The sequence below is a fragment of the Mycobacterium sp. NPDC050441 genome, from assembly GCF_040655355.1.
In the GTDB taxonomy this organism is placed as follows: Bacteria; Actinomycetota; Actinomycetes; order Mycobacteriales; family Mycobacteriaceae; genus Mycobacterium.
Genome location: NZ_JBFAJS010000009.1, coordinates 237,417 through 247,491 on the forward strand (window position 1 = coordinate 237,417; position 10,075 = coordinate 247,491).

Genomic DNA, 10,075 nt, shown 5'->3' on the forward strand with positions numbered 1-10,075 from the left:
TCGCCGGTTGCCTTCTACAAGTTCATCAGCCGTTTGCTGACCGTGTTCTATGGTTACAGCGGATTCACGATCGTCAACGCACCGTCAACCGCACTGCGAAAGACGCGATATGGCCACGGCTGAACCGAAGGCAGAACCGGCAACCGAGAAGGTCAGCCTGCCGACCCTGACCGCGATGGTCGTCGGATCGATGGTCGGCTCGGGGGTCTTCCTGCTGCCCAGGCGGTTCGGCGCCGAGTCCGGGGTGCTGGGGGCGATCATCGCCTGGACCATCGCCGGCACGGGAATGCTGATGCTGGCGTTCGTATTCCAGCGGTTGGCCACCCGGAGGCCCGATTTGGACGCCGGAATCTTCGCGTACGCCAAAGCCGGGTTCGGTGATTACGTCGGCTTCAACTCGGCATTCGGGTTCTGGGCCTCGGCATGTGCGGGCAATGCCTCGTACTGGGTGCTCATCATGGCCACCGCCAGTGCGATGTTCCCGCAACTGGGTGACGGCAGCACCGTACTCGCGGTGTTGATCTCCTCGGTCGGGGTGTGGCTGTTCTGCTTCCTGATCCTGCGCGGCGTCAAGGAAGCGGCGGTGATCAATCGGATTGCCACTGTTGCCAAGGTCGTTCCGATCCTGGTGTTCATCGTGATCGCGCTGATCGCTTTCAAGGCCGGCGTGTTCGCCGACAACTTCTGGGGCGGTTGGAAGGCCGAGGGCGGTCCGTCGGCCTCGGTGTTCGAACAGGCCAAAGGCACGATGCTCATCACGGTGTTCGTGTTCATGGGCATCGAAGGCGCCAGCGTGTATTCGCGCTATGCGAAGAAGCGCTCGGACGTCGGCCGGGCGACAGTCATCGGATTCCTGTCCGTGCTCGCGGTTTTCGCCTTGGTCACCTTGGTCTCCTACGGTGTGCTGCCGCAGTCCCACCTGGCCACCGTCAACCAGCCGTCCATGGCTTCGGTGCTCGAATCGATTGTCGGCCCATGGGGTTCGGTGTTCATCAGGGCGGGTGTCGTGCTCTCGGTGTTGGGGGCATATCTGGCCTGGACGCTGATGGCTGCCGAGATTCTGTATATCCCGGCCAAATCCGAGGACATGCCGCGCTTCTTGGCCCGGACCAACAGCCACGGTGCGCCGGTGACGGCCCTGGTGATGGCCGGTGGCCTGGTGCAGCTGCTGCTCATCCTGCTGCTGTTCACCTCCGAGGCACTGGATTTCATGCTGGACCTCACCGCGGCCCTGGCCCTGATTCCCTACTTCCTGGCTGCCGGCTATGCGCTGAAACTGGTGCTGACCCAGGAGACCTACGAGGACCGCAAAGCCCTGCTCGCAGACGGTGTGGTGGCGGGGCTGGCCACGTTCTACACGCTGTTCCTGGTGTACGCGGCCGGGTTCGACCATCTCCTGCTGTCCTGCATCCTGTACGCCGCCGGTGCGGTGCTGTACGTGATGGCCCGCCGTGAGCGCAGCCTGCGGGTGTTCTCGCCGCGGGAGGCGGTGTTGTTCGTGGTCATCCTGCTCGGTGCGGTGGCCGGAATCGTGGGTCTGGTCACCGGGCAGATCCAGATCTAGTGCCACACATCGTGAAAGGAAGATGATGCCGAATCCGTCCGCGACGTATGGGGTGCACTCCGAGGTCGGAAAGCTGCACAAGGTGTTGGTGTGTTCACCGGGGCTGGCCCACGAACGGCTCACCCCGACCAACTGCGACGACCTGCTGTTCGACGATGTGCTGTGGGTGCAGAACGCGCGCCGCGACCACTTCGACTTCATGGACAAGGTGCGCGACCGCGGGGTCGAGGTCGTCGAACTGCACGACCTGCTCACCGAGACGATCGAGATCCCCGAGGCCAAGGCGTGGCTGCTGGACCGCAAGATCGTGGCCAACGAAGTGGGCGTCGGGCTGGTCGACGACACCCGCGGGTTCCTGGATTCCATTCCGGAGCGTCGGCTCACCGAATTTCTCATCGGCGGCCTGTCCACCCGGGACCTGCCCGCCGAGGTTCGCTCGGGGTACCTGGCCCTGGCTCGGGAGGACACCGGCGTCAACGAATATCTGATGCCACCGCTGCCCAACACGCTCTACACCCGCGACACCACCTGCTGGATTTACGGCGGACTGACGCTCAATCCGTTGTTCTGGCCGGCTCGGCATGACGAAACCTTGTTGATGAAGGCGATCTATCAGTTCCATCCCGACTACGTGGGTTCGACGGTGTGGTGGGGCGACCCGGAAAAGTCTTGGGGCCAAGCCACTCTCGAGGGTGGTGATGTGCTGATTCCCGGTAACGGCGTGGTGCTGATCGGCATGAGCGAGCGCTCGTCGCGGCAGGCCATCACCCAGGTGGCCGCCGAACTGTTCGCCAGTGGTGCCGCCGAGAAGGTGATCGTCGCCGGCATGCCCAAGCTGCGTTCCGCGATGCACCTGGACACGGTGTTCACCTTCGCCGACCGGGATGTGGTGACCATCTATCCGGAGATCGTCAACAGCATCGTCACGTTCACCTTGCTGCCCAGCGATACCGAGCCGGGCGTCGAGGTAGTGCCGGAATCCGACTCCTTCATCGATGTGGTCGCTGCCGCGTTGGGCGTGGCGAAGCTTCGTGTCGTCGAGACCGGCGGCACCGCCTACGACTCGGAACGCCAGCAGTGGGACAGCGGAAACAACCTGGTCGCCGTCGAACCGGGGGTGGTGTTCGCCTACGACCGAAACACCCACACCAACTCTCTGCTGCGCAAGGCGGGCGTAGAGGTGATCACGATCGTCGGTGCTGAGCTGGGCCGCGGCCGAGGTGGCGGGCACTGCATGACCTGCCCGATCATCCGCGATCCCATTGAGTGGTAGGAGTCCAGGAACACGTTCTACTTCTGCTGTTAGCCTGTGGCCAGACTCACTGAAAGGACCCTGGCATGGCGGCAGGTAAAGCAACACTGGAAGGCCGGGTGGCATTCGTCACCGGCGCTGCACGCGGCCAGGGGCGCGCGCACGCGGTGCGGTTGGCCAACGAAGGCGCAGACATCATCGCGATCGATGTCTGCCGACCGGTCGACGGCACGATCACTTACCCGGCCGCGACGCCGGAGGATCTGGCCGAGACCGTCGCCGCCGTGGAGGCCGCAGGCCGCAAGGTGCTCGCACGTGAGGTCGACATCCGCGATCTGGCCGCCCAGCAGCAGGTGGTGGCCGACGGCATCGAGCAGTTCGGCCGGCTCGACATCGTGGTCGCCAATGCCGGCGTGCTCAGCTGGGGACGGCTGTTCGAGCTGTCGCCCGAGCAGTTCGACACCGTCGTCGACGTCAACCTCAACGGCACCTGGCGGACCATCCGGGCCGCCGTGCCCGCCATGATCGAGGCCGGCAACGGCGGCTCGATCATCATCGTCAGCTCATCGGCGGGTGTGAAGGCCACCCCGGGTAACGGCCACTACTCGGCCTCCAAACACGGCCTGGTGGCGCTGACCAACACACTGGCTCTCGAGGTGGGCGAGTACGGCATCCGGGTCAACTCGATCCATCCATACTCGATCGACACTCCGATGATCGAACCGGAGGCAATGGCCGAGATCTTCGCGAAGTTCCCGAGCTTCCTGCACAGTTTCGCCCCGATGCCGTATCACAAGGTGACCGACGGCAAGAACGAGGGACTCGCGGCATTCATGGCGCCCGAGGAGGTCGCCGATGTGGTGGCCTGGTTGGCCGGTGACGGTTCGGCCACCCTGTCGGGCAGCCAGATCGCGGTGGACCGCGGCGTGCTCAAGTACTGAGATTTCCGGTGCGGTCAGCCCGGGAGGACAAGTACCGGAACCGGGCTGTGCCGCAGGATCTTTGATCCATGTGAGCCCAGGAAAACCCGGGCGACCGTGCCGCCGGGCGAGGTTCCGATCGCCAGGATCTCGCCTTCGAGCCAGTCGATGGCATCGATCGCGTCGCTCCAGTCGTTGCCGGTGACGACTTGGAGATCCACCTCGTCGCCGATGACTTTGTCGTCCTTCAACCGAATCAGCGCCTGTTGGGCCTGTTTCGCCCACTCCTGCAGGATCGCGTCCTCGGCGTGCAGTCCGACGGTCGGCGGATACATGTTGCGTCCCCGTACTGCGAAGGTGACCAACCGCATCGGGGTGTCCAGACGCCGGCTCAGGTCGGCCACCTGCTGGACCACCGCCACCGCTTCGGGGGAGCCGGGGTAGGCACACGTGATACGGGACAGCGCAACGGATTTCGGCCGTCGGTAGCCGCGCGGGCTGATCGCCAGCGGAACCGGGCAGGAGTGCAGCAGCCGATCGGCGGTCGAGCCCACCACAACCTGGCCCAGCTGGCCGTCAGAGGCCGAGCCGAGAACGAGTAGTTCGGCGTCGAGCGCGCCAACGGCCTCGAGCAGGCCGCCGGAGACGGAGCGGTGCGCGAACTTGTGGAAGCTGACATCGAGGCGATCGTCGAGCGCGGTCACGTGCTGCCGCGCCTGCTCGGCCGAGGATGCCGCCAATTGGGCGGCGTACTCGGCATATTCGGCGTCGACGCGGGCCGGTGACGGGTTCAGCCACGGACGCGGGACGACGGTGGCCACCGCCAGCGAGGTGTTCAGGGTGCGGGCTGCGCCGACCCCGAGGTGCAGCGCCGACGCCCCGCCCTTGCCGGCCAGGTATCCGACGACGACGGTCATCGGGCCTCCTCGGCTCCGGGGGTGATCATCACGTCGTCCTCACCGGCTGCCGCACCCGGTATGTAGCCGTCGCCACCGTCGTTGAGGGCGCTGTGATGTCGGCTCCACAGGAGGTAGAACGTCAGGACGAGGGCGACCCAGATGCTGAACCACAGCCAGGTGATGTGTGGCAGGCCGTAGAGCACGAACAGGCAGGCAATCACCGAAAGGACCGGTGTCACCGGGTAACCGGGAACCTTGAAGGCTCGCGGCAGGTCCGGCTCACGCACCCGCAGGATGATCACGCCGATCGACACCACGATGAATGCCACCAGGGTGCCGATCGACACGAGATCCCACAGATAGTCCAGCGGCACCAACCCGGCCAGGGTGCCGGTCACCGCAGCCACGACGATGGTGTTGTTCACCGGAGTCATGGTGCGTGGGTTCACCTTTGCGAACATCGGCGGCAGCAGGCCGTCGCGTCCCATCGCGAACAGGATGCGGGTCTGGCCGTACATCACCACCAGGGTGACCGAGAAGATCGAGATGACCGCGCCCACCGCGAGAACGGTGCTGGCCCAGGTCTGGCCGTGCAGGATGTTGGTGAGCATCACCGACAGTCCGGCCTCGGACTGCTCGTCGGAACCGAAGTCGTCGGCGGACTGGGTGCCCAGGCCGGCGAATGCGACCAGGATGTAGACGCTGGTGACGACCACGAGCGCCCCGAGGATGGCCCGCGGCATGGTCTTCTGCGGGTTCTTCACCTCGTCGCCTGCGGTGGACACCGCGTCCAGGCCGATGAATGTGAAGAAGATGGTGCTGGCGGCGGCGGTGATACCGGTGAATCCCTTGTCCCAGAATCCGGCGAAGTGATCGGTGGTGAATGCGGTGAACGCGATGGCCACGAACATGGCGAGGACACACAGTTTCAGGAGCACCATGACGGTGTTGACCGCCGCGGACTCGCTGGCGCCGCGGATCAGAAGCAGTGCGCACATGACGATCAGGACCGTGGCGGGCAGGTTGATCACACCGGGGTCATCGCCCCATGGGGCCGCGGACAGTGCGTGCGGTAACCGCCAGCCGAACAGGTTGTCGAGCAGTTGGTTGAGATAGCCGCTCCAGCCGACCGCGGTCGCCGACATCGAGACGCCGTATTCGAGTAGCAGGCAGGCCGCGACACCCATCGCGATGAACTCGCCCATGGTGGTGTAGGCGTAGGAGTAGGTTGAGCCCGAAACTGGCACTGCTGAAGCCATTTCCGCGTAGCAGATCGCCGACAACCCAGCGGCGATACCGGCCACCACGAACGACACCAGCACTGCGGGACCGGCTTTGGGGACTGCCTGCTGCAGCACGATGAAGATACCGGTGCCGACCGTGGCGCCCACACCGAACAGGGTCAGCTGGAACGTCCCGATACTTCGTCGAAGGTGATCCGAGGCGCCGTGCGCGACCGGCGCTCCGATGACCGGCCTTCGCCGCAACATCTGGCTGGTCAGGTTGTTGGCTGGGGCGGACATGGTGTCTCCTTGCTGCCGGTCAACCGATTATCGGCGGGCCTCGCCCAGAGTGTTGGCGAATTGGTCAACGGCCCAGTCGAGCTCATCGGCGGTCACCACCAGAGGCGGGGCGAACCGCAGGGTCGATCCGTGGGTGTCTTTCACCAGCACGCCGCGTTCGGCCAATGCCAGGCTGATCTGCTTGCCGGTGCCCAGGTCCGGGTCGATGTCCACTCCCGCCCACAGGCCCATGCCTCGCACCGAGGTCACCCCGTGCCCGATCAACCCGGTCAGTCGTTTGTGCAGGTGGGCTCCGAGTTCTGTTGAACGGTGCTGGAACTCGCCACGGTGCAGCATGCCGACGACCGTGGTGCCGATGGCCGCTGCCAGTGGATTACCGCCGAAGGTGGACCCGTGCTCGCCGGGGTGCAGCACCCCGAGGACGTCGCGGTCGGCCACTACCGCGGACAGCGGCACCACGCCACCGCCCAGAGCCTTGCCGAGCAGATACACGTCGGGAACCACACCCCAGTGCTCGCAGGCGAAGGTGCGCCCGGTGCGGGCCAGACCGGATTGGATCTCGTCGGCGATCATCAGCACGTTGTTGCGGGTACAGATGTCACGGACCCGCGGCAGGTACTCGGCGGGCGGGATGATGATGCCCGCCTCGCCCTGGATGGGCTCGATCAGGACCGCAGCCGTGTTCGCATCGATCGCCTCGGCCAGTGCCCGATGGTCACCGAAGGGCACCGAACGGAATCCGGGCGTGTAGGGGCCGAAGCCCCGGCGCGCGGTGTCGTCGTCGGAGAAGCTGATGATGGTGGTGGTGCGGCCGTGGAAGTTGTTGTGCGCCACGATGATGTTCGACTCACCTGCCGGTACGCCCTTGACGTCGGTACCCCACTTGCGGGCCACCTTGATTCCGCTCTCTACGGCCTCGGCGCCGCTGTTCATCGGCAGCACCATGTCTTTGCCGCACAATTCGGCCAATGCCTCGGCGAACGGGCCGAGCCGGTCGGAGTGAAAGGCTCGGCTCACCAGGGTCAGCCGGTCCAGTTGGGCGTGCGCGGCGGCGATGATCTCGGGGTTGCGGTGACCGAAGTTGACGGCCGAATAGGCGGCCAGACAATCGAGGTAGCGCCGGCCGGTCACATCGGTGATCCAGGCCCCTTCGGCGCTCTCGGCGACCACGGGCAGCGGTGAGTAGTTGTGGGCGACATAGCGATTGTCGAGCGCGATCTCGACAGCGGTCGCAGGGTTCGGGGTGGCCTGGCTGTCCACACTGTCCAGCATGGTCATGGATACCTCTCCAGGGTGCAGCATTTGACGGATCCGCCGCCTTTGAGGAGTTCGGACAGGTCGACACCGATAGGTTCGAAGCCGGCCCGGCGCAGTTGGTCGGCGAATCCGGTGGCGGGCGCGGGCATCACGACGTGGAGGCCGTCGGACACGACGTTGAGGCCGAGGACATAGGCGTCGGCGGAGCCCACTTCGATGGCGTGGCCGAACAGTTCGGTCAGACGCCGGCGGGCGTCGTCGCTGAAGGCCGGGGGATAGTAGGCGATCGTCGAGTCGTCGAGCACGGCCAGCGCGGTGTCGAGGTGGTAGAAGCGCGGGTCGACGAGTTCCAGGCTGATCACGTCCAGGCCGGTGGCGGCCGCGATCTCGTCGTGGGCGCGTCGATCGGTGCGAAAACCGTATCCGGCCAACAGGGTTGACCCGACGAGCAGCAGGTCGCCCTGGCCCTCGTTGACGTGGTCGGTGAACACCGTCCGGTAGCCGGCCGCGGCCATCCACTCGGCATACGCGTCGGCCTCGGCGGCGCGTTGTGGGTAGGCGAAGCGTGCCACCACTGCGGTGTCCCCGAACAGGAAGCCGCCGTTGGCGGCGTAGACCATGTCGGGCAGGCCGTTGCGCGGTGTCACCAGGTCGACGGTGTGGCCCAGGTCGGCGTACACCCGGCGCAGTGTGTCCCACTGGGCCAGCGCGAGCGCGGTGTCCACGGGGGTGGAGGTGTCCATCCATGGGTTGATGGCGTATTCGACGGTGAAGTACTCGGGAGGGGTCATGGCGTAGTGGCGGGTGGTGGCGGTCCGTGTTGGCGCGACCGTGCCGCCGGTTTGGGGCACGGTGCCGCGCATGACTTCGTCGAAAATCGTCATGAATCGACGATATGAAGTGTCGGTGGCGCAATCAATCGCTTCTTGTTGCGTGATATGCAGGGATATATTGCAGGAATCCTGTATTGACGATCGTTTGTTGCGTGGAGGTCGATGTGGAGCGTCTGGATGACACCGACGAGCGGATTCTGGCCGCACTCACCGAGCACGCCAGGGCGACTTTCGCCGAGATCGGGCAGCGGGTGAATCTGTCGGCGCCCGCGGTCAAGCGGCGGGTGGACCGCATGGTCGCCGACGGGGTGATCCGGGGCTTCACGACGGTGATCGACCGCAACGTCCTGGGCTGGCGGACGGAGGCATATGTGCAGGTGTTCTGTCAGGGCACCATCGCCCCGGACCAGTTGCGCGCGGCCTGGATCGACATTCCCGAAGTGGTCAGTGCGGCAACGGTCACCGGCACCGCCGACGCCATCCTGCACGTGCTGGCGCGCGACATGCGCCACCTTGAGGAGGCCCTGGAACGCATCCGCTCAACAGCTCGCATCGAGCGCAGCGAGAGCATCGTGGTGCTCACCAACGTCATCGACCGGGGCGGTCATGATGTGAGCTGGCGGCCTGCGCAAACGTAGGGTGCCCTACAACACTCAACCTCGATCGTGTAAAAACCCCACGTGACTACTTCAACGGGATCAGTGGCGGGCATCGTCATCGTCGGCGGCGGCTTGGCTGCGGCCCGGACGGCCGAACAGCTGCGCCGGTCGGAGTACGCCGGACCCATCACGATCGTCAGCGACGAGGACCATCTGCCCTACGATCGGCCACCGCTGTCCAAGGAAGTGCTGCGCGCCGAGACGGACGACGTCACGCTCAAGCCGGCCGAGTTCTACGCCGAGAACAACATCACGCTGCGGCTGGGCTCCGCCGCACAGTCGGTGGACACCGCCGCCAAGACGCTGCAGCTCGCCGACGGCAACGATGTCGCCTACGACGAGCTGATCATCGCGACCGGGCTGGTGCCCAAGCGGATCCGCTCCTTCGGCGACCTGGCCGGAATCCACGTGCTGCGGTCCTACGACGAGAGCATGGCCCTGCGTGAGCACGCCGGGAGCGCCCGGCGTGCCGTGGTGGTCGGTGCCGGCTTCATCGGCTGCGAGGTGGCCGCGAGCCTGCGCAAGCTGGGTGTCGAGGTGGCGCTGGTGGAGCCCCAGCCGACGCCGCTGGCCTCGGTTCTGGGCGAGCAGATCGGCGCTCTGGTGACCCGGCTGCACCAAGCCGAGGGCGTCGACGTGCGTTGCGGTGTCGGGGTCGCCGAAGTGCGTGGCGCCGACAAGGTCGAGCAGGTCGTGCTGGGTGACGGCACCGAACTCGACGCCGATCTGGTGGTGGTCGGCATCGGCTCGCGCCCGGCCGTCGACTGGCTCGAGGGCAGCGGGATCGCGCTCGACAACGGTGTGGTGTGCGACGAGGTCGGCCGTTCCAGCGCCGCCGGCGTGTGGGCCATCGGCGATGTCGCGTCGTGGCGTGATCACGTGGGTGACCAAGCGCGCGTTGAGCATTGGAGCAACGTTGCCGACCAGGCGCGGGCCATGGTGCCGGCGATCCTGGGCCAGGAGGCCTCGCCCGTGGTGTCGGTGCCGTACTTCTGGAGCGATCAGTACGACGTCAAGATCCAGTGCCTCGGCGAGCCCGAGGCCGACGATGTCGTGCACGTGGTCGAGGACGGTTCGGTGAGCGTGCTCAGGATGCCCAGGCAGGTCGGCTTGCTCAGTCCGACCCGGCGGGTGAGCTCGGAGAGGCCGAACCGCTCCTGCGGATGGC

General features: G+C 65.9%; 9 protein-coding genes. 5 read left to right on the forward strand and 4 right to left on the reverse strand.

Annotation, left to right across the window (positions count from 1 at the left end; all coding sequences use genetic code 11):
• The first annotated feature begins 109 nt into the window (after positions 1–109).
• From AB0I14_RS26005 to AB0I14_RS26015, 3 genes are all read left to right on the forward strand, one after another.
• Positions 110–1,564, forward strand: a complete 1,455-nt coding sequence (locus AB0I14_RS26005) for a basic amino acid/polyamine antiporter (protein WP_358027869.1) — start codon at positions 110–112, stop codon at positions 1,562–1,564.
• A gap of 25 nt (positions 1,565–1,589) precedes the next feature.
• On the forward strand, positions 1,590–2,837 hold the full coding sequence (locus tag AB0I14_RS26010; RefSeq protein WP_358027871.1) for an arginine deiminase: 1,248 nt from the start codon (positions 1,590–1,592) through the stop codon (positions 2,835–2,837).
• Positions 2,838–2,902: 65 nt separating this feature from the next.
• Positions 2,903–3,757 carry a mycofactocin-coupled SDR family oxidoreductase gene (locus tag AB0I14_RS26015; RefSeq protein WP_358027874.1) on the forward strand — a complete coding sequence of 285 codons (855 nt, stop codon included), beginning with the start codon at positions 2,903–2,905 and terminating at the stop codon, positions 3,755–3,757.
• 14 nt (positions 3,758–3,771) lie between these two features.
• On the opposite strand, the gene AB0I14_RS26020 is transcribed toward AB0I14_RS26015, so the two are convergent.
• The 4 genes from AB0I14_RS26020 to ddaH are packed head-to-tail and all read right to left on the reverse strand — an operon-like array spanning position 3,772 to position 8,278.
• Positions 3,772–4,653: a universal stress protein gene (locus AB0I14_RS26020; protein WP_358027876.1), complete on the reverse strand. Its 882-nt coding sequence runs from the start codon at positions 4,651–4,653 to the stop codon at positions 3,772–3,774.
• Positions 4,650–6,158, reverse strand: coding sequence for an amino acid permease (locus tag AB0I14_RS26025; RefSeq protein ID WP_358027878.1), 1,509 nt, complete (start codon positions 6,156–6,158; stop codon positions 4,650–4,652). Before AB0I14_RS26025 ends, AB0I14_RS26020 begins: the two co-directional genes overlap by 4 nt.
• Before the next feature lie 27 nt (positions 6,159–6,185).
• Positions 6,186–7,436 (reverse strand): ornithine--oxo-acid transaminase, encoded by a 1,251-nt coding sequence (rocD, locus tag AB0I14_RS26030; protein ID WP_358027880.1) that lies wholly within the window; start codon positions 7,434–7,436, stop codon positions 6,186–6,188.
• Entirely contained in the window at positions 7,433–8,278 is an 846-nt protein-coding gene (gene ddaH, locus AB0I14_RS26035) for a dimethylargininase (RefSeq protein ID WP_358027915.1), read from the reverse strand. Before ddaH ends, rocD begins: the two co-directional genes overlap by 4 nt.
• 134 nt (positions 8,279–8,412) lie before the next feature.
• On the opposite strand from ddaH, the gene AB0I14_RS26040 reads away from it, so the two are divergent.
• Together AB0I14_RS26040 and AB0I14_RS26045 are read left to right on the forward strand one after the other, a co-directional pair.
• Positions 8,413–8,886 (forward strand): Lrp/AsnC family transcriptional regulator, encoded by a 474-nt coding sequence (locus tag AB0I14_RS26040; protein WP_358027917.1) that lies wholly within the window; start codon positions 8,413–8,415, stop codon positions 8,884–8,886.
• Positions 8,887–8,928: 42 nt separating this feature from the next.
• Positions 8,929–10,075: FAD/NAD(P)-binding oxidoreductase (locus AB0I14_RS26045; protein ID WP_358027882.1), on the forward strand; the 1,147-nt coding region annotated here is incomplete at its 3' end.

What these genes read in the sequence shown, in the direction of transcription:
- AB0I14_RS26005 (WP_358027869.1), top strand. Translation starts at nt 110, where the DNA reads ATGGCCACGGCTGAACCGAAGGCAGAACCGGCAACCGAGAAGGTCAGC.
- AB0I14_RS26010 (WP_358027871.1), top strand. Translation starts at nt 1,590, where the DNA reads ATGCCGAATCCGTCCGCGACGTATGGGGTGCACTCCGAGGTCGGAAAG.
- AB0I14_RS26015 (WP_358027874.1), top strand. Translation starts at nt 2,903, where the DNA reads ATGGCGGCAGGTAAAGCAACACTGGAAGGCCGGGTGGCATTCGTCACC.
- AB0I14_RS26020 (WP_358027876.1), bottom strand. Translation starts at nt 4,653, where the DNA reads ATGACCGTCGTCGTCGGATACCTGGCCGGCAAGGGCGGGGCGTCGGCG.
- AB0I14_RS26025 (WP_358027878.1), bottom strand. Translation starts at nt 6,158, where the DNA reads ATGTCCGCCCCAGCCAACAACCTGACCAGCCAGATGTTGCGGCGAAGG.
- rocD (WP_358027880.1), bottom strand. Translation starts at nt 7,436, where the DNA reads ATGACCATGCTGGACAGTGTGGACAGCCAGGCCACCCCGAACCCTGCG.
- ddaH (WP_358027915.1), bottom strand. Translation starts at nt 8,278, where the DNA reads ATGCGCGGCACCGTGCCCCAAACCGGCGGCACGGTCGCGCCAACACGG.